Source organism: Paenibacillus sp. 203, from assembly GCF_037027525.1.
Taxonomy (GTDB): domain Bacteria; phylum Bacillota; class Bacilli; order Paenibacillales; family Paenibacillaceae; genus Paenibacillus; species Paenibacillus polymyxa_B.
Genome location: NZ_JAXCHD010000019.1, coordinates 15,904 through 37,978, shown reverse-complemented (window position 1 = coordinate 37,978; position 22,075 = coordinate 15,904). Strand labels below are relative to the sequence as shown.

The following is a 22,075-nucleotide window of genomic DNA, read 5'->3' as shown; positions in this document are numbered from 1 at the left end:
GTTTTCTGGTAACTACCGGTTATAAAGTCATACCTTGGATTACTAAAAGACTCTGTCGCATTCGCAAGCAGGAAGCCGCCCGCCGTAAAGCGGGTCTAGCCGTACAGCCGGGCGTAATAACCCCCGAGCGCCAGCAGGTCCTGATGGCGGCCCCGCTCGACGACCGTCCCTTGGTTCATGACGGTAATCAAATCCGCATGTTCCACGGTGCTGAGACGGTGGGCGATCAGAATGGTGGTGCGCCCCTTCATCAACACGTTCAGGGCCTGCTGTACCCAATGCTGGGATTCGTTATCTAGCGCGGAAGTCGCTTCGTCCAGCAGCAGAATCGGGGCGTTTTTGAGAATCGCCCGGGCGATCGCAATTCGCTGCCTTTGTCCGCCCGACAACGACGCTCCTCTCTCTCCCACCGGCGTTTCATACTGTTCAGGAAGTTCCTGAATGAAATGGTGAGCGTACGCCGCTTTGGCCGCTTCGATCACTTCTTCATCCGTTGCTTCCGGGTTGCCATAGCGGATGTTTTCCACAATCGTGCCGGTAAACAAGAACGGCTCCTGCGGAACGTATGCAATCTGCCTGCGGATTTCGTCCAGCGTGTAATGGCCGAACGGTTTGCCTTGGAGCAGGATTTCTCCGCTGTCCACAGGATAAAAGCCGAGCAGCAGCTTGATCAGCGTACTTTTGCCGCTGCCGCTGGCCCCCACGATAGCGGCGACCTGGCCGGGAAACACCTGCATGGAGATGTCGACAAGCACCTTTTTATCCGCCTGATAGGAAAATTCCACATCGCGAAACTCCACCGCAGCCTCCGACACGAGCTCGCTGTGAGGAGATCCCAAACGCTCCGGTTCCTCTTCCTCTCTTAGTACCTCTTGAATCCGGTGAGCGCCCGCGATCGAATTTTGGGTCATCGACAGAACCATCCCCAAGTTCAACAAGGCGTGCGTCAGATTCACTTGCAGAACCGCCAGGGCAGCGACGCTTCCCATTCCCATCAGTCCGTAGGCATAAAGAAGACTGCCGATGACGATGATACCGCAGAACGTGACGTAGCTGATAAAATGATTCACCGCAGCCTGCATGCCGTTCTTCTGCGCGGTTTGCCGAAGCGTCTGCGTCATTTGTTCGTTCAACGCCTCGTACTGGCCGTAAATCGTGCGGATGCGGAACAGCTTCACAATTTGAATGCCGCCCATAAAATCTTTGAATTTTTCGGTCATTTTACCGAGCATTTGCAAGCCTTGTTCGGACAAGGCGCGAATATCCCGCGCAAATTTCAGGCTGACCACGGAGGACAGCAGCAGAATGACGAAGGATACGCCGGCAAACCGCCAATCGATCAACACCATGGAGACAATGGAGCCGATGCAAAAGACAACTTGAAGCAGCAAAACGAAGTAAACCTGCGAGAATGTAAACTCAACGGTCGTTACGTCGTTGTTCACCCGCGACAGCAAATCCCCATGGTGCGTCTGCTCCAGGAATCTCGGCCGCACCCGGCACAGCTTGTCATAAAGACGTTCGCGGATATTCAGCACAGTCAGCTCGACACTGCGCTGGTATAAGTAAATGAACCAGGGAGAAATCACATTTTCCAGGAACAAGGCCGCGCCCAAAATAATAAAGGCTTCCACCATCAGGGACGTATCTCGGGACACGGCGAAATCAACCAAGTTATGTACGACCAAGCTGAAGGCGATCAAGAACAATGTCTGGGTGAGCGCCGTCACGGCCAGGCCAATGGCGTACTGGGTTTTGCGCTTGCGGTTCATAAACATCAGCAAGTAGCCGAGTTCTTTCACTTGCGAGAGCCATCCGCCCTTTTTCATGTGTACGCCACCTCCCTGCGTTCGGCAGACTCGGTAAATTCCTGATAGTACGACTGGGCGTACAGTCCCTTCATCTTCAGCAATTGTTCATGAGTGCCCTTTTCAACAATACTCCCCTGTTCCATGACCCAAATTTCGTCGGCGTTTTGTACTGTAGAAAGCCGGTGGGCAATAACCATCGTCGTTCTCTGCTTCATCAATACGCCCAGCGCTTCCTGAACCGCGCTTTCCGACTCCGGATCAAGAGCCGACGTTGGCTCGTCCAGCAGCAGAACGGGAGCATCCTTAAGAAAAGCCCGGGCCATTGCAATGCGCTGGCGCTGCCCGCCGGACAAAAAGCCTCCGCGCTCTCCGACATACGTCTGATAGCCGTCGGGAAGCTGCATAATGAAGGAATGCGCCTGAGCGGCTTTGGCGGCTTCGATAATCTCGTCCATCGACGCTACTTCCCGCCCGTAGCCGATATTTTCAGCGATCGTGCCGCTAAACAAATATGAATCCTGGGTTACCACGGAAAAATGCGACCGAAGCTGCTCCGGATCGGCGCCGTGGATCATGCTGCCGAACACGCGGATCTCGCCCTGGTCCTCTGGAAGCGGATAAAAGCCGCATACAAGCTTAAACACCGTGCTCTTCCCTCCGCCGCTCGCTCCGACAAGCGCGATCGTCTTCCCTTCCGGCACCGAGAAGCTAACATTCCGCAGGATCGGAGAGCTCTCCTCATACCCGAAGGTTACGTTCTGAAACTCGATGGGGGCGGCGCTCGCTTTCAAAAGCGAACGGCCATTTTCCGTTTCGGTCGGCTGCTCGACGATTTCGGAGACCCTTCTCAGGGCACCGGCCATTTCGAACGTCCGCGTGATGAGCTCGGGAATATGCTCCAGCGGCTCCAGACACAGATTCAGCAAGTACAGGAAGGCGATCAGCTCTCCCGCGCCTAGCTGCCCTTTGTAGATCAAATAGCTTCCGTAACTGACGGCGAAAATGATCGGGCTGATCATCAGCGTGGAAAGCAGCGGGTTGACCCAGGCTTCCCGCTTTTTCACGGCCAGCTTTTTTTGGGCCGTCAATTGCAGCAGCACTTGGTAGGAGCGAGATAACATGCCGGATAGCAGGTAGCTTTTTACAATAGGCATACCCCCAAGCGTATCCTGGAGGTTGACGTTCATTCGGCCCATGTTCGCCTGGGCTTCCTCCGTCAACCGCTCCAACTGCTTGCCGATCCATTGGGAAACCAGCAGCGCTACGGGAAATAACAGCAGGCTGTACAGCATCAGCTCCCATTGGAGGTAGATCAAATAAGCGAAACAGCCGATGAACACCAGCGGATGATAAAACCACTGGGCGAGGTCCCGAATCATAAACTGCTGGATGAGCTGCAGGTCGTTGTTGATCCGCGACAATACGTCGCCGGAGTGCTGCTTTTCCAAATAGGAGACCGGGAGTTTGCCGATATGACGCATGACATGGTTGCGGATATCCTGCACCGCAGAGGCGCTGCTTCGCTCCACGCCGAAGCTCATGAAAAACTTCGCCGGCACACCGATCAAGATGACCACAAAGACCGTGTACACGATTTGCAGAACGATTGGCCCCGCCCCCTTCTCGGCCTGGGTGGTCAGCTGCTCGATCAAACTTCCCATCCATATCTCAATAACGGCGGCGGCAATCGCGGACAAGATACCGACGATCATCCAGCCTTTGTGACGGCTTACATAGGACATCAGCCAGCGGAACGCTTTCCAGGCGGCGTAAGCGGTTTGGCGCTTGGAAGGCGCCGCTGTGCCTTGTTCTAGAACAGACGGCTGGCGGTCAGCTTCCATGCAGTACCCCGGCCTCCGCTTCGATCTGCCGCTTGACTTGCTCTAAGATGTCCCGGATGACGACGGCCGTTTCTTCCACACGCGCGAGTTCCAGCAATTCCTCGTGCGCGCCCTCCAGCCGGTAATCGGCGTAAGCTTGCGTCGTTGCCCCCCGCCAGGAAGGCAATTGGTGCTCAAGGCGGAACGCTTCGCTGTCCTTCGCAATCATTTCGTAAATCCGGGCCGGGATCGTGCCGGAATTAATAAGCTGCGCTTCGTACGCCAAGGTCGCTTTGACCTTCCGATGAACCCACTCCCACACGAGCGGGTTGCTCATTAATTCCTTCTCTTCTTCGTCGAAATCGGCAAGCGTTTCTTCAAGCTCTTTCTCCGACGTTTCGGAAGGCGTCAGCGTGTCCTTAATCCACGAGTCCACCATGAGCACGTCCGTTACGGAATACCCTCTTTTCTCCATCGTTTTGGCTACCTCGAACGTCAGGTTGCCTCCGAAGCAGTAGCCGAGCAGCACGTAAGGTCCTTCCGGCTGGATGCGGACGATCTCGTCCACATAACGGTTCAGCATGGCCTCGTAATCGACGGCATCGTCGATAAAATCAATGCCGTAGAGCACGAACCGGCCGTCGAGCCTGCTTGCGAGCTCTCGGTAACCGATGCCGAAGCCGCTGCCCGGAGGGAAGCAGAACACGTTCAGATCTCCTGCTTTATTCAGCTTAATGAAGGAGTCTCCCCCTTTATCCAGGCCCAGATCCCCCTCTCCGAAAGCCATGGCTTCAACTGTTAAATTGTGGAACTGGCGGTTCAGCGGTATCTCGATGCCCGTTTCATCGTAAACAGCTTGAACGAGCCTCATCAGACTTAACGAATTGCCACCCAACTCAAAAAAGTTATCCTTTACGCCGACCTGCGGAACGCCAAGCGTATCCTGCCAGACGCGGGCGATCTTCATTTCGAGCAGCGTTCTCGGCGCGACATATTCCGCTCCTCCGGCCGCGGCTTCCTCCGGCGCGGGCAGCGCTTTGCGGTCGATTTTCCCGTTCGGGGTCAGCGGCATCCGCGAAAGCTGCACGAGGTGCGAAGGAATCATATACCCCGGAAGCTGCTTGGCGAGCTCCTCCTTGAGTTCATGCGCCGCCAGCCTCGTTTCCGCGACGTAATAAGCGACAAGTTGCTTATGGCCGTTCGCGTCGTCGCGGTCAAGCACCTTGGCTTCTTGCACGGCGGCGATCTTCAGCAGCTGCGTCTCGATTTCGTCCAGCTCGATCCGGTACCCACGGATTTTCACCTGATGATCGATCCGGCCCAGGTATTCGATGTTGCCGTCCGGCAGCCAAGCCGCCAAGTCGCCCGAGCGGTACAGTTTCTCCCCCTCCGCAAACGGGGAATCGACGAACTTCTCCGCCGTCAGATCAGGGCGGTTCAGGTATCCTCTCGCAAGGCCTTCCCCGGCCACATACATTTCGCCCGCTACGCCGATCGGCACAGGGCGGCGGTTTTCATCAAGGACGTACACGCTCAGCGTCGGGATCGGCTTGCCGATATTGCTCTTCGCCGCCTCCATTTCGACCCACGTGATTTCCTTATACGTAACGTGAACCGTCGTCTCGGTAATGCCGTACATATTGATCAGCTTCGTCTCCGGGTACTTCGTCTTGAAGCCCTTGAGCAGCAGCGGACTCAGCGCTTCGCCCCCGAAGATGACGTTGCGAATCCGCAGATCGTACGGATGGTCCGCCAAGACCTTACGCAGCAGCTGGTAGAAGTACGTTGGCGTCTGGTTCAAAATCGTGACCTGTTCGCGGCCCAGCAGCGCCAGGAAATCGGCCGGATTTTTCGCCGTGAGCGGCGGTACGATGACCAGCTTGCCTCCGTACAGCAGCGCTCCGTACATTTCCCATACGGAGAAATCGAAGCAGAACGAGTGGAACAGCGTCCACGTGTCGGACGGGCCGAAGTCGAACAGGTTCTTGTCGTTGAACAGGAGGCGCACGACGTTCTTATGCTCGATCAGCGTTCCTTTCGGTCTGCCGGTCGTTCCCGACGTGTAGATGACATAAGCCAGGTTGCCCGGCCCGGAAATCGGCTCCAGGTTCGAAGCGTCCAGCGCATCGGCGGAGTCCGACCCTCTGTCCCTCCAAACGAAATCTTCCAATTCGAGGCGCGTTCCTGCGAAGTCGGTCTTCTCGTGCAGATGCTTTTGAATCAGCAATAACGGCGCGCCCGAATCCTCGATCATGAAGCGGATGCGCTCCTCCGGGTAGTCGGGATCGACAGGCACGTATGCTCCGCCCGCTTTGAGAATCGCCAGAATGCCGACAACCATATCGAGCGAGCGTTCGGCCAGAATCGCTACCAGCTGGTCCGCTTCTACTCCCGTCTCCCGCAGCTTCCGCGCAAGGCGGTTGGATCGCTCGTTCAGCTCGCGGTAGGTCAGCTGCCGCTCGTTCATGACGGCGGCCACGTTGTCCGGGTAAAGCTCCGCCTGCTCTTCGAACAAGCCGTGAATCGTTTTCTCCCGCTCGAACCCGGTTTCGGTGTCATTAAATCGCTTCAGCAGCGTCTCCCTCTCGTCTGGGGACAGCACATCGGCTTGTCCGAGCTCCAGATCCGGCTGAAATAAAAGCACGGACAGCAGCCGAACAAGATGGTCGGCCGCCTGTTCCACAAATGCCCGCTCGTACCGCTGCCCGTCAAAGCTTATTTCCAGCTCGATGGAGTGGTTTTGGCGGTCGAAGCGAAAAACCGTATCGGCCGCCACCCGGTTACCCAGCGGTTCCGGATGAATCGGAGCGAAGGATACGACGGTGTTGACGACCGGGAGGCCGTCCCCCGTATAGTCCAGATGGAGCGGCTCCACCATTTTCCGAAAAGGCAGGTGCTGATGCTCCAGCGCCTCGCCGATGGAGGCTTTGATGCCCCCGAGCAGCGTTTTCAGCGTAGTCTGGCGGCTTACGGACGTCTTGATCACCAAGATGTCATGCGGCGGCGGAGTCCCGTCGGGGTCTGCGCTATAAGAAGGCATGCCGACCAGCACTTGGTCCCGCCCGGTATATTTGAACAGCAGGCTTTTTACTCCTGCCAAAACAATCATGTACAAAGCCAAATCCGAACCGTTGGCGAGGCAAATGATTCTCTCCGAGAGTTCGCTCGGCAGAGTACGGTGAAGCAAGCCCGGCTCGGCCGCAGCTTCCCCGTCGGCGGATAATTTGGAGGATTGACTGTAGGGAAGGAAGCTCAGGCTGTCATCGGCGTCAAACTTGCCGCTCCAGTACTGTTCTTCCTTTTCAAACAAAGATTTCATTTGTACCTCCCCTAAAAATGAAGTGACCGCATGCCCCGGCGCAGGTCCGAAAAAGCTTGCTTTCGGCCTGCGCGTTTACGGGCTTGGACGTTGTTCGCCGTCTTCCTTGGGATGCGCGCCGCTTTCGCTTGACGGCGGAGGCGCGCTTGTAGGATTAGAACGCGAATTCGATCGTATCGACTGCACTCTTTGCGCCTGCCGCCGGTTTATGACATTCAATCCGGCTTAGCTCGAGTTGTGGATTTTCCGCAATTTGAGACAGTACCCGCAGGTAATCCTCGGTCAAGGTGCGGATCATCGCTTCTTTGAACAGCTTGGTGGCGTAGAAGAAGCCCCCGCTCAGCGCCCCGTTGTTTTCATACATAAACAGCGTCAGATCGAACTTCGCTTCTTCCAAATGGTCAAGCTCGTAAGTCTTCAGGCTGACCCCTTCCAGCTCGGCGTCTCGTTCTTCAATATTTTGCAAGTCGAAAACGGCATCGAACAGCGGGAAGCGGCCCGGCTCCCGCTTCACATTCAAACGCTCCACGAGCTCCTCGAATGGATAATCCTGATTCTCGAAAGCACCCAAAGCCGTTTCCTTCACTTCTTCCAGGTAGGACAAGAACGTTTTGTCGCCCGACGGACGATTGCGGATCGCCAGCGTATTGACAAACATCCCGATGACCGGTTCCAAATCGGCGTTCGTTCTTCCCGCCACCGGGGTACCCACGATCAAGTCCTCCTGCCCGCTGTACTTGGACAGCAGCACAGTATAAGCCGCAAGCAGCACCATGAACAGCGTGCTTTCACGCTCGGCCGCCAATTCGCGCAGCCGCGCAGAGAGAGAAGCTTCGACGTCGAACTCCAGATGCGCGCCTTCGTAGCTGCGAGCCGCAGACCGTTCGTAGTCCATCGGCAGGTCCGCCGTCGGCAACTCGCCTTCGAAGGTTTGCAGCCAGTACGCTTCCTGCCGCCCGATCCGCTCTCGGTGGGCCTTCGACTGCTGCCAAACGGCATAATCCTTGTATTGAATGCGCAGTGGCGGCAGTTCTTCCCCGGCGTAGAAACTCGAGAACTCATCGATCACAATCGCCATCGATACGCCGTCGGACACCATATGGTGCATGTCGAAAAGGAGAATATGCAGGTTCGGCTCCAGCTCGATGACCCCGGCGCGCAGCAGCGGCGGCTTGCCGAGATCAAACGGACGAACGAAGCTGCGGACGATCTGCTCGATTTGAGCCGCATCCTCTTTATCCGCTTGATGATGCTCGATAGCAAAATCGACCTGCGGGTAAATCCGCTGAACCGCTTCGGCCTTCACGATTTCAAAACCGGTGCGCAGCGATTCATGCCGTGTTATCAATTTCCGCAAGGCGGCTTCCAACCGGTCTAAGTCAAACTCACCTTCCACCCGCACCAGCTCCGGCATGTTGTAAAGCTGATCCGCTCCATCCAGCGTGTGCTGAATGAACAGCCGTTTCTGCGCGGAGGATAGAGGGTAGTACTCTCTCTCCTCCGCTTGAGGAATGGCCTCATGCTCCCGCCGTTCCATCCCGGCGATCGCCTCGGCCATCGCCGCAATCGTCGAGTGACGGAATACGTCGCGCAGCGGCAGGTTGACGTTTAATTCCTTAAATACCTTGCCCGCCAGCGTCGTCGCTCGCAGGGAGTGACCGCCGATGTCGAAGAAGTTGTCGTGAACGCCAATCTCCTTCGCAAGCCCCAGCACCTCCTGCCAAATCGCCGCCAGCTTCGTTTCCAGCTCATTGCGCGGTGCGACGTACTCCGTTCCGCTTCCCGCTTCCCCTTCCGGCGCTGGCAGCGCCTTCCGGTCAATCTTTCCGTTCGGCGTCAGAGGCAGGCGCTCCAGCTCCACGAAGTACGAAGGGATCATGTAGCCCGGCAGCTCCTGCGCCAGCGCGCTGCGCAAATCGTTCACCGCCAGCTCCGCTCCGGTATCCGGCGTGTAATACGCGCATAGCGCCTTCTGCCCGTTCGCGTCACTTCGAACCAGCACCACCGCTTCGCGCACGCCTTCCACCCGCAGCAGCTGCGACTCGATCTCGCCCGTCTCGATCCGGTAGCCCCGGATTTTCGCCTGGTTGTCGATCCGGCCGATGAAGTCCACGTTGCCGTCTTCCATCCACCGCGCCAAGTCTCCCGTGCGGTACAGCCGCTCGCCCGCGGCGAACGGACTGTATACGAACTTCTCTTCCGTCAGCTCCGGACGGTTCAAGTACCCGCGTGCTACCCCGACTCCGCCGATAACCAGCTCGCCCAGCACCCCGACCGGCACCGGGTTCAGATGCGCGTCCACGATGTAGAATTTCGCATTCAGCCACGCTTTGCCGATCGGCACATTGCCTGTCTGCGGCAGCTTCGCCAGCTCCTCGTCGTAGAAGCTTGAGTCGATCGCCGCTTCCGTTACGCCGTATGCGTTGATGATCCGGAACAACGAGCCGAAGCGTTCCTGCAAGGTCCGGTAATCCGCCACGCTGCAGCTGTCCGAGCTCGTGATCAACAGCTCCAACCGGCTCATGTCCAGTTGCTGCTCGTGCACGTACTCCAGGAACGGCACGATCAGCGCCGGCGTCGATTCGAAGATGGTGACCCGCTCCCGCTCAATCCAGTGGTGCAGACGAGACGGATCGATCCGGTCGTCCTTCGGCACAATCACCATCGTGCCTCCGTTGTACAGCGTCCGCGCGATATCTCCCACGAACACGTCAAACGAGAAGCTTGCGAGCTGCAGCAGCCGCACCGGGAACTGATCCAACCGGTACTCCCGCCGGTAGCCCGCCGCCGTGTTCACCAGGCTGCGGTGCTCGATCATCACGCCCTTCGGCTTGCCCGTCGTTCCCGACGTATAGATCACGTACGCCAGGTCCTCCGGACGGGCTTCATGGAAGCTGTCGGTGCCGACATTCTGATGGCTCTCATCGCCGTCGTCCACAGCATCCGTCAGCTTGCCGGAGACCATGCCGGAGACAATCGGCGCATTCGCCCGCTCCTCGCTGTACGACGCTTCGTCGTCCAGGTACAGCACCGCCGCCAGCGCCAGCTCCTCTTCGTCGAGCCAGGCTTCAGCACGCTCTCGCAGCGCCGTTTGCGTCAGCAGTACCTTCGCTCCGCTGTCTTTGAGCATGAAACGCACGCGCTCCGCCGGATAATCCGGGTCGAGCGGCACATACGCCCCGCCCGCTTTCCAGACGGCCAGCACGGCCACCAGCAAGTCCACCGAACGCTCGGCGAGAATACCGACGATTGACTCCCGGCCGATGCCGCTTGCGCGCAGCGTAGCCGCCAAGCGGTTCGCCCGCTCGTTCAGCTCCACATACGTCAGCCGGTCGTTCTCGTACACGACGGCCGCCGCTTCCGGCGTGCGCTCCGCCTGTTCCTCGAACAGCCGGTGGAACGCGGCCGCAGGAGCCGCTTCCGGCTGCGCCGGGTTGAACGCGCCGAGAATTTGTTCTTTTTCCTCTGCCGTCAGTAAGTTCAGCTCGGCGATCTTCGCATCCGGACGGCTTACGATCGTTACGAGCAGCTGCTCGTAATGTTTTGCCAGCCGTTCGATCGTCTCCCTTTTGTAGAGAGCCGTCGCATATTCGAAGCTGTAATCCAAGCCGCCGTTCTCCTCGCCCACATCCAAGCTGATATCAAACTTCGCGGTATCCAGTGCGCTCGGATAAGGAATCAGGCGAAGCCCTTCCAGCTCAAATTCCTCGTTCTCCGTATTCTGCATCGTAAACAGCGTGTCGAAGAGCGGATTGCGGCTTAAATCACGGGTGACTTGCACCTTGTCCACCAATTCTTCGAACGGATAGTTTTGATGCTCGAAGGCGTGGAGGGTCGTTTCTTTGACTTCGTTCAGGTATGACAGGAATGTCTTCTCCGAAGCCGGATAACTGCGGATAGCCAGCGTGTTTAAGAAAATCCCGATCAACGGCTGCACATCTCCATGATTCCTTCCGGCAATCGGCGTACCGACGATCACGTCTTCCTGACCTGAATATTTATGCAGAAGGACGTTATACGCCGCAAGCAGCACCATAAACAGCGTCGTGCCCGTTTCCGAGGCCAGCTGCTTCAGACCGTCGGTTTTCGAAGCGTCGAAGAAAAACTCCAGCGTTTGGCCTTCGTAGCTCTGCACGGCCGGACGCGGATAGTCGGTCGGCATTTCCAGCACCGGAAGCTCGCCTTGGAACATGTCCAGCCAGTACGCCTCCTGACGCTGAAGCCGTTCCTTCTGCTCCTGCGAATGCTGCCAAACGGTGTAGTCTTTGTACTGAATGCGCAGAGGCTCCAATTGCTCGCCGCCGTACAAGCGGACGAATTCTTCAACAAAGATTTCCATCGAGACGCCGTCGGAAATAATATGATGCATGTCGTACATTAGAATATGGCGTTCCGGAGCCAGCTCAACAAGGCCTACCCTCAGCAGCGGAGGCTTCGCCAAATCAAACGGACGGACGAAACGGCGAACCGTCTCTTCGGCCTCTTGCTCATCCGCTCGATAGAACTCCACGGCAAAATTCACGTCCTGGTAAATCCGCTGCGATGCTTCGCCATCCACCATTTCGAACCCGGTGCGCAGCATTTCATGCCGCGCCACGAGCTTACGGAACGCTTCTTCGAACCTTGCCCGGTCTAAAGCACCCTCCAGCAGCATCGCTTCCGGCATGTTGTAGCTAAGCTCCGCGCCTTCCAGTTGATTCAGGATAAAGAGACGTTTTTGAGCAAAAGATTGCGGGTACACCTCTCGGTCATCCGCCATCGGAATGGCAACGAATGTTTGCTCATCCAGCCGGGAAATGGCGGCCGCCATGCTCTCGATCGTGGAATGGCGGAACACGTCGCGCAGCGGCAGATCCACGTTCAACTCTTTATGAATCTTGCTGACCAGCGTCGTCGCCCGCAGGGAGTGGCCGCCGATGTCGAAGAAGTTGTCGTGAACGCCAATCTCCTTCGCAAGCCCCAGCACCTCCTGCCAAATCGCCGCCAGCTTCGTTTCCAGCTCATTGCGCGGTGCGACGTACTCCGTTCCGCTTCCCGCTTCCCCTTCCGGCGCCGGCAGCGCCTTCCGGTCAATCTTTCCGTTCGGCGTCAGAGGCAGGCGCTCCAGCTCCACGAAGTACGACGGGATCATGTAGCCCGGCAGCTCCTGCGCCAGCGCGCTGCGCAAATCGTTCACCGCCAGCTCCGCTCCGGTATCCGGCGTGTAATACGCGCATAGCGCCTTCTGCCCGTTCGCGTCACTTCGAACCAGCACCACCGCTTCGCGCACGCCTTCCACCCGCAGCAGCTGCGACTCGATCTCGCCCGTCTCAATCCGGTAGCCCCGGATTTTCGCCTGGTTGTCGATCCGGCCGATGAAGTCCACGTTGCCGTCTTCCATCCACCGCGCCAAGTCTCCCGTGCGGTACAGCCGCTCGCCCGCGGCGAACGGGCTGTCTACGAACTTCTCTTCCGTCAGCTCCGGACGGTTCAAGTACCCGCGCGCTACCCCGACTCCGCCGATAACCAGCTCGCCCAGCACCCCGACCGGCACCGGGTTCAGATGCGCGTCCACGATGTAGAATTTCGCATTCAGCCACGCTTTGCCGATCGGCACATTGCCTGTCTGCGGCAGCTTCGCCAGTTCCTCGTCGTAGAAGCTGGAGTCGATCGCCGCTTCCGTCACGCCGTATGCGTTGATGATCCGGAACAACGAGCCGAAGCGTTCCTGCAAGGTCCGGTAATCCGCCACGCTGCAGCTGTCCGAGCTCGTGATCAACAGCTCCAACCGGCTCATATCCAGCCCCTGCTCGTGCACGTACTCCAGGAACGGCACGAGCAGCGCCGGCGTCGATTCGAAGATGGTGACCCGCTCCCGTTCAATCCAGTAGTGCAGACGAGACGGATCGATCCGGTCGTCCTTCGGCACAATCACCATCGTGCCTCCGTTGTACAGCGTCCGCGCAATATCTCCCACGAACACGTCGAACGAGAAGCTGGCGAGCTGCAGCAGCCGCACCGGGAACTGATCCAACCGGTATTCCCGCCGGTAGCCCGCCGCCGTGTTCACCAGGCTGCGGTGCTCGATCATCACGCCCTTCGGCTTGCCCGTCGTTCCCGACGTGTAGATCACGTACGCCAGATCCTCCGGACGGGCTTCATGGAAGCTGTCGGTGCCAACATTCTGATGGCTCTCATCGCCGTCGTCCACAGCATCCGTCAGCTTGCCGGAGACAATGCCGGAGACAATCGGCGCATTCGCCTGCTCGTCGCTGTACAACGCTTCGTCGTCGAGGTACAGCACCGCCGCCAGCTCCTCTTCGCCGAGCCAGGCTTCGGCACGCTCTCGCAGCGGCGTTTGCGTCAGCAGCACCTTCGCTCCGCTGTCTTCGAGCATGAACCGCACGCGCTCCGCCGGGTAATCCGGGTCGAGAGGCACATACGCCCCGCCCGCTTTCCAGACGGCCAGCACGGCCACCAGCAAGTCCACCGAACGCTCGGCGAGAATGCCGACGATCGACTCCCGGCCGATGCCGCTTGCGCGCAGCGTAGCCGCCAAGCGGTTCGCCCGCTCGTTCAGCTCCGCATACGTCAGCCGGTCATTCTCGTACACGACAGCTGCCGCTTCCGGCGTGCGTTCTGCCTGTTCCTCGAACAGCCGGTGGAACGCCGCCACAGGAGCCGCTTCCGGCTGCACCGGGTTAAACGCGCCTAGAGTTTGCTCTTTTTCCTCTGCCGTCAACAAATTCAGCTCGGCAATCTTCGCATCCGGACGGCTTACGATCGCCGCAAGCAAATGTCCGAAATGAGTCGACAGCCGCCGGATCGTGCTTTCCTTATAAAGAGCCGTTGCGAATTCAAAGCTGCACTCCAGGCCGCCGTTTTCTTCCGTAACATCCACACTCAGGTCGAACTTGGCCGTGCCGTATTCGCTAGGGTACGGGGACAATTTCAGCCCTTCCAGCTCAAACTCTTTATCCTCCAAGTTTTGCAGGGAGAACATCGTGTCAAACAGCGGGTTGCGGCTCAAATCCCGGCTGACCTGCACTTTATCAACGAGCTCTTCGAACGGATAATTCTGATGCTCATAAGCGCCTAAGGTCGTTTCTTTCACTTCTTCCAGATACGACAGGAAGGTCTTCTCCGAAGCCGGATAATTGCGGAGCGCCAGCGTATTGACGAACATTCCGATCAAAGGCTGCGTGTCTCCGTGCATTCTGCCCGCAATCGACGTTCCGACGATCAAATCGTCCTGACCTGTGTATTTATGCAAAAGCACGGTATATGCCGCAAGCAGCACCATATACAGCGTCGTTCCTCTTTGAGCGGCCAGCTGCTTTAAGCCTTCGTTCGTTGCCTCGTCCACGAAGGACGTCAGCGTTTGTCCCTCAAAGCTCTGCACGGCAGGACGCGGATAGTCCGTCGGCATTTCCAGAACCGGCAGCTCGCCCCGGTAACGGTCCAGCCAGTAAGCTTCCTGGCGTTTCAACTGCACTTTTTGCTCGTCCGACTGCTGCCATACCGCATAGTCCTTGTATTGAATGCGCAAAGGCTCTAATGACTCGCCGCCGTACATACGAACGAGTTCCTCGACTAACACGTCCATTGAAACCCCGTCGGAGACGATATGGTGCATGTCGAACATCAGCAAATAACGTTCGGCTGCCAGCTCTACGAGCTCCGCCCGCAGCAGCGGAGGCTTCGCCAAGTCGAAAGGCCGGATGAAGGCCTGCACGACTTCGGGCGCTTCTTCCTCGCTCACATGACGGTACTCGACGGCAAAGTCGACGCTCTCGTAAATGCGCTGTACAGCTTCGCCTTGTACGATCTCAAAGCCGGTTCGCAGCGTTTCGTGCCGTGCGATCAGTCCGCGGAAAGCCTTCTCCAGCAGGCTCCGGTCAATCGATCCTTCCAGCAGCAGCACGCCCGGCATGTTGTAGCTCTGATCGGCCCCTTCCAGCTGATTCAGGATAAACAGCCGCTTCTGAGCTGAGGAAAGCGGATAATATGCTCTTGCGCCCGCCAGCGGAATCGACGAGAACGACTGCTCTCCGATCCGGGAGATGGCGAGAGCCATCTCTTCGATCGTCGAGTAGCGGAATACGTCGCGCAGAGGCAGCTCGACGTTCAGCTCCTGATGCACCTTGCTCACCAGTGTCGTCGCCCGCAGGGAATGGCCTCCCAGGTCGAAGAAGTTATCATGAACCCCGATGTGCTCCAGTCCGAGCACGCTTTTCCAAATCCCCACCAAGCTGGCTTCCAGCGGAGTCCGAGGCGGAGTACGTTCTTCGCCCGGCTGCAATCTCTCCTCCGGCGCCGGGAGTGATCGGCGGTCGACCTTGCCGTTCGTCGTCAGCGGGAGCCGCTCCAACTGGATCAGGTACGCCGGAATCATATAGGCCGGCAGTTCCTGGAAAAGCACGCTCTTCAGCTCGGCCGCCGTAAGCTCGCGGTCCGCTTCATAATAGGCGCAAAGCTGCTTCTCGCCGGAGGCGTCTTCCCTCGCGAATACCGTCGCTTTCCGAATTCCCTCCACTTTCTGAAGCTGAGCTTCGATCTCGCCCAGCTCAATGCGGAAGCCGCGGATTTTCACTTGGTCGTCCGTCCGTCCCACGTATTCGATCGTGCCGTCCGGCAGCCATTTCGCCAAATCCCCCGTCCGGTACATGCGCTCTCCCAGCACAAACGGATTGTCCACAAATTTCTCCGCCGTCAGCTTCGGCCGGTTATTGTAGCCCCGTACCAAGCCTTCTCCGCCGACGCAAAGCTCCCCGGCCACGCCGATCGGCAGAAGCTTATTCCGGCTGTCGACGATATACACCTTCGTATTACTGATCGGCCGTCCGATGGGTACGGTAACCGCCGACTCATCGACGAAGTCGACCGGAAGGTACGTGGTATAAACCGTGCTTTCCGACGGGCCGTACAGGTGGTTGAGCCTGCCCGGTCCGATATGGGCGAGCGCTTTACGTACATGTCCGACCGACACTCGCTCTCCTCCGAACAAAATCGCCCGGACATCCCGCAGGCAATCGACGTTCACATCTACAAGGACGTTGAAGAAAGCCGTCGTAATCAGCATGACCGAGATGCGCTCACGCTGGATGAGATCCGCCAGCCGGACGATTTCCAGCAAAGTCTCGCGGGGAACCAGCACCAGCCGCGCCCCGTTGGTCAAAGCGCCGAAAATATCGAAAATCGCTCCGTCGAACGAATAGCTCGAAAGCTGGAGGACATGATCCCGTTCGGTGATGTCGATATAATTCGTATTTCGCACGATCCGCACGATGTTGCGGTGCGAAACAAGGTTGCCTTTCGGCTTGCCCGTCGTGCCTGACGTATAGATGACGCAGGCCAGATCCGTCGCTTCGGTGCCCGGATTTAGATTTGTGCCGTCCTCGTGATAAAAGGACTCGTCATCCAGTAAGATCACGGAGTCCGAACCCGCCAGGCGCTTGCGCAAGCGGCTTTGCGTCAGCATGACCTGCGCTCCCGAATCCTCAATCAAGAAACGGATACGCTCCTCGGGATATTCCGGGTCAATCGGTACGTAAGCCGCTCCGGCTTTGTGTGCCGCCAGCATGCCCACCACCATTTCGATCGAACGCTCAGCCATAATGGCGACCAGACGGCCTTTGGATATCCCGTAGCTACGCAAGGTACGGGCAAGGCGGTTGACGCGATCGTTCAGCTCGCGGTAGGTCAGCTCTTGCTCATTCAAGGAGATAGCGGCTGCATCCGGGATGCGCTCCGCCTGCTCTTCGAACAATTGAATGAGCGTCTTCCCGCGCGGAAATTCCGTGGTGGTGTCGTTAAAACGTCCGAGAAGGTCGGCCTTTTCCGCCTCCGTCACAAGTTCCAGCTCGCCCACGGTAATTTCCGGGTTATCCGTCACCTGCTCCAGCAGATGGACGAGATGCCCCTTGAGCCGTTCGATGCTGTCTTTATCGAACACTTCGGCGTTAAAGTCGAATCGAATTTCGATCTCGACTCCCGGCACCACAGTCACGTTGAAGTTATAGTTCGTCTGCTCCTCCATCTGAACGTCAGCGATCGTCAGGTCGCCGTGCTGCTGGTCGCCCGCCTGCTCCATCTGCTCGTCCACCGGATAGTTCTCGAAAGCGATGATATGGTTGATCAGGTTCTGCTTTTGCACGCTGCGGGCTTGAATTTCATACAGCGGATAGTAATCATAACGCCCGGACTCCAGCGCCCGCTCTTGGAGCTTCGCCATCAGGTCGGCGAACACGGTGTCCGCTTCGCTCGTGACGCGGACCGGCACCGTATTGATGAACAGCCCGATCATGGACTCGATGCTCGGGATTTCCGCCGGTCTTCCAGCCACGACGCTGCCGAATACGGCATCGTTTGTTCCGTTATATTTTTGCAGCATCACGCCCCAAGCGGCTTGCAGCAGCGTATTGACCGTAACCAGGCGCTGTTTCGCCACCCGGTCCATCCGCTCGCTCAAGTCCTTGCCCAGCTCAGCGGTGACGTGATCAGCCGTAAATCTGCCGTTTGGCGCCGGTTCCTTTTGTCCCGGGAGTACGGTTTGCCCTTCATAACCTGCCAGGAATGCCGTCCAATAGCCGGATGCCGCCTGATCGTCCTGTTTCTCCAACCATTCGATATAAGCGCCATAATCCGATCCCTTATCTCCCGCTGGCTGCTTGCCGGATGCCAAGGCCGAGTACGTCTCAAACAGCTCCTGCGTCAGCTGCGGCAGGCACCAGCCGTCCATCAAAATATGCTGGAAACTCCACAGCACATGATAGCTTTGCTCTTCGGTGCGCAGGATCGTAACCCGAACGAGCGCGTCATGTTCCATGTCGAAGCCGCGAAGCTTGTCATCCTCGGCCTTTTTATCCAAATACGCTTGTTTCTCGTCCGCCTGCAAATGAAGCAGCTCTTCATATTCAAAGCCGACCGGCTTGTCGCGGTATATGATTTGCAGCGGCTCGCCCGCCGGTCCTTTCACAAAATTCGCCCGCAGCACCAGATGACGTTTCGCAAGCTCCATCCAGCTCCTCTCGAAAAGCTGGACGTCGAGCGCTCCCCGCATCGTAAACCGCGTCTGCTCGAAGTAAGCGGCCGTTTGCCGGTCAAGCGCGCTGTGGAACCACATGCCCTTCTGCATCGGCGTAAGCGAGTAAATATTTTCAATTTCCCCGAGATGGCCCGAGCGCTGGGCGATTTGCTCCAATTCCGCGATGGTCAAGCCTTTAAATTGCACGTCGCTCGGCGTCAATTCGGTGTTTTCTTTGCCTGCGCAGTGGGTAATGAGCTCTCGGAGACTTTGCTCAAGCCGCTGAGCGAAGGCTTCCATCGTTTCCTTGCGATACTGCTTCCGGCTGTAGCTGAGATCGAGCGATAAAGCGCCGTCCAGCACCATGCCGTTGATATCCAGCACAAAGCTGCGGGCCTGCCGGTCGCTGGCCGGGCTGCCGCTGGAATAAGAAGATATGCCGATCTCGTCCTGATTGACATCATCGTCGAACTGGCCGAGGTAGTTAAAATTAATTTCCGGCTCTGCGCCCCAAACAAAGCCATCCTCCGATTGGGAGAGATAGCGGCATACGCCGTACCCAAGCCCCTTGTTCGGAATGCGGCGCAAGCTTTCCTTGACCTGTTTAATCTGATAGGCCAAATCCTGGTCGGTTTCCGGCTCCAGGACGACCGGAAACTTGGTCGTAAACCAGCCGACTGTGCGCGTGATGTCGATATCCGTTCCGATCGATTCGCGTCCGTGTCCTTCGAGATTGATCCGCACCCTTTCGTGTCCCGTCCACTTGCGAACGGCTATGCCGAGCGCCGTTACCAAAATATCGTTCATTTCGGTGTTGTAGGCCCGGTGAACCCGCTTCAGCAGCAGCTCCGTTTCTTCGGGAGTCAAACGGACGAACAGCGATTCGCTGTCCTGCTGCGTCGTAACCTCTGCCTCCAAATCCTTCGGCACGGCCGGAACCGCAATTTGTTCCACGGCCTGCCAATAGGCCCGTTCCTTCGCCATCTCCGGACTTTGCGCGTAAGCGGCCAACTGCTCGGACCAAGTGCGGTACGCATCCGTTTTCGCAGGGAAACGAATTTCCTCGCTTTTGCCGGCCTGCTCGTAACCCAGAGCGAAATCCTCCATCAAAATGCGCCAAGACACGCCGTCCACCACGGCATGATGAACCGCGAGCAGCAAATGGTCGCCGTCCGCGCACCGGAACAGTCCCGCCTTCACGAGGGGCCCGTTCTCGAGATCGATACCCGCTTGAATGTCCGTTGCCTTCGCTTCCACAACCTGCGCGGTATTCTCCGCATCCTTGAAGTCGAACACGTCCAGCGTGAACAGCCCGCCTTCCTGAATCGCGCGGTTCCGCGCGCTAAACCCTTGTTCCGTCTTGCGGAACACCATCCGCAAGGCGTCATGATGCTCGGCCAGCTTTTGCAGCACCTGACGTACCGTCTCTTCGTCGAAGCGTTCCTTCCGGTACAGCATCACCGACTGGCTGAAATGATGCGGGTCCGCAAAGGAGCTCTCGAAAAACCAATGCTGAATCGGCGTCAGCGCCGTTTCACCCGTTATTTCGCCTTGATCGATAGTACGTCCGATCGGTTTCACATGCAGGCTGAGCTGTGAGATAGTCGGATATTTGAACAAATCCCGGATTTCCAGCTTGTACCCGGCTTGATGAAGCCGCGAAGATACTTGAATGGACTTGATCGAGTCTCCGCCCAGCTCGAAGAAATGATCCGTTACCCCAACGCGATCGGCGTTCAATACCGCCTGCCACACATCGGCAAGCGTCCGCTCCGCTTCATTGCGGGGAGCTACGTACGCGCCGCCGGTCAGTGCGTTTCCTTCCGGGGCGGGCAAAGCCTTGCGGTCGATTTTGTCGTTCGGCGTGAGCGGCATCCGCGGAAGCTGAACAAAATGCGCCGGAATCATGTAATTCGGCAATTTTTGCGCCAGCTCGCTTCTCAGCTCGCCGAGCGTAAGCGGGCGGCCCGCGACCAGGTAAGCGCACAGTTCTTGCCCGCTTTTGCCTTCCCGCGCGATTACGATCGTCTCCTGCACGGAGTCGATCTTCAGAAGCTGCTCTTCAATTTCACCGATCTCAATCCGAAATCCACGGATTTTCACCTGATGGTCGATCCGGCCCAAGTACTCAATATTTCCGTCCGGCAGCCAGCGGGCCAAGTCGCCCGTCCGGTACAGTCTCTCTCCGGGCTCAAACGGGTGTTCAATGAATTTCTCCGCCGTCAGATCCGGCCGGTTCCAATATCCCCGGGCGAGGCCGACGCCCGCGATGCATAATTCTCCCTCCACTCCGATAGGCGCCAACTGATTCTGTGCGCCCAGTATATACAAGCGATGGTTCCAGATCGGACGTCCGATCGGTATCGCTCTGCGTTCGGTGTCATGCGTAGACGCCGCCCACACGGATGTGGCGATCGAGGCTTCCGTCGGACCGTACGCATTATAGTACTGTACCTTGTCTTTCCACTGCTGCACGAATTCGGCTGAAACGGCGGAGCCCGCCGTGATGAGCCTGCTCAGACTCGGCAGGCGGTCTGAATTCAAATAAGCCGCATAAGTTGGCGGCAAAGTGGCGATCGTAATTGCATGCTCGTTCATGAAACGTTCGAACAGCTGATCATCCAAAACCGTCTCGGTTGACGGTATATATAAGGTCGCCCCGAAATACAGAGCGTTGAACATCTCCCAACACGACGCATCGAACGATAGGCTGGCGAATTGCAGCACTCGATCCTGTTCGGTCGTGTGAAGCGTATGGGCAAACGTCAGTTTCAGGCTGACCAGCCCGCGATGCTCCAGCATGACCCCTTTGGGTTTGCCCGTCGTACCTGATGTATAGATGACATAAGCCAGATCGTTCGGACCGCTGGCCGGCTCCAGGTTCGAGCCATCGTCGCTGTAGGCCTGCTCGTCATCCAGCGCCACCACGGTCCCTTCGAACGGCACCTGCTGCAACAGCTCCCTTTGAGTCAGCAGCAGCTGCGCGTTCGAGTTCTCCAGAATGTAGCGGATGCGTTCTTCCGGGTATTCCGAGTCGATCGGCACGTAGGCACCGCCAGCTTTCAGAACCGCCAGAATGCCAACGACCGTCTCCAGCGATCTCCTGGCCATCAAGCCTACCAGCTGATTGGGCAGCACGCCGACCGATCGCAGCGTCCGCGCCAGCCGATTCGCCCGTTCGTTCAGCTCCGCGTACGAAAGCCGCCGCCCCTCAAAGACAACCGCCGTCGCTTCGGGCACCCGCTTCACCTGCTCCTCCACGAGCTGATGAATCGTCCGATCACGGGGATAGTCCTTCTCGGTATCGTTAAAGCTTTGCAGCAATTGAAATTTCTCGTCCTCCGACAGCATGTCCGCCCGCACGATGTCCAGCTCCAACTCGTGAAGCCCCACGGCCAGCAGGCGATTCAGATGGCCGACGACCCGAGTCATGAACTCGGAGTCATATAAGTGCTCGTTATATGACAGCGCTAGCTGTATCGTCCCGCCGGTTAAGCTGAATTCAAAGGAACAATCCGTGACCACGTTTTGCCCGATTTCGTCCAGATGCAGCTCCTTAAGGGATACTAGCGTATGGACGACGGGTATCCCGTCTGCATATTGCAGGTCCAGCTTCTCCGTCATTTTCAAGAACGGAATATGTTGATGCTGAATCGCTTCCGGCAAGGAAGTCCTCAGCTCGCTCAGAAGCGTTTTAAAAGTCGCACCCGCCGAAAGCGAGTTTTTCAAAATGATCGTATGATTAACGGATCGGCGCGTCTCCGTCGGTTTCCGTACAACCGGCATGCCGACCAGAATGTCAGAAGCGCCTGTATATTTATGCAAGAGCGACTGAACACCGGCGAGCAAAATCATAAAAGTGGCCAGCGGAGCGCCCTTGCTCATTTGAAGGACGCGCTGCGCCACTTCCTCCGAAAGCGTCCCGCCGACGGTTGTCATAATGGGCGTCAGGGAGCTTGGAGCTTTGCTGTAAGGCAGCCGCGTCAAGGTATAATCGTCGCTACCGAATTTTTCGTTCCAAAACAACGTTTCTTTTTCAAAAGCCATCTGGATCGTTCCCCTCTCTTCATCGGTAAAAGCAATCCGGCGGAGCATATGCCGCAGCAACGCTCGCCGCCTT

Annotated in this window: 4 protein-coding genes; all 4 read right to left on the bottom strand. The window is 57.6% G+C overall.

Translation table 11 applies throughout. The features are described 5' to 3' along the window. Positions 1–95: 95 nt before the first annotated feature. The 4 genes from WA407_RS25325 to WA407_RS25310 all read right to left on the bottom strand — a co-directional run bounded on the left by WA407_RS25325 (position 96) and on the right by WA407_RS25310 (position 22,050). Positions 96–1,829, bottom strand: a complete 1,734-nt coding sequence (locus WA407_RS25325) for an ABC transporter ATP-binding protein (RefSeq protein ID WP_250260350.1) — start codon at positions 1,827–1,829, stop codon at positions 96–98. Continuing rightward, entirely contained in the window at positions 1,826–3,652 is a 1,827-nt protein-coding gene (locus tag WA407_RS25320; RefSeq protein ID WP_336078663.1) for an ABC transporter ATP-binding protein, read from the bottom strand. Before WA407_RS25320 ends, WA407_RS25325 begins: the two co-directional genes overlap by 4 nt. After that, positions 3,642–6,950 (bottom strand): non-ribosomal peptide synthetase, encoded by a 3,309-nt coding sequence (locus tag WA407_RS25315; RefSeq protein WP_336078662.1) that lies wholly within the window; start codon positions 6,948–6,950, stop codon positions 3,642–3,644. The genes WA407_RS25320 and WA407_RS25315 overlap by 11 nt, the downstream gene beginning before the upstream one ends. Before the next feature lie 154 nt (positions 6,951–7,104). Continuing rightward, positions 7,105–22,050 carry an amino acid adenylation domain-containing protein gene (locus WA407_RS25310; protein ID WP_442952057.1) on the bottom strand — a complete coding sequence of 4,982 codons (14,946 nt, stop codon included), beginning with the start codon at positions 22,048–22,050 and terminating at the stop codon, positions 7,105–7,107. Positions 22,051–22,075 lie beyond the last annotated feature (25 nt).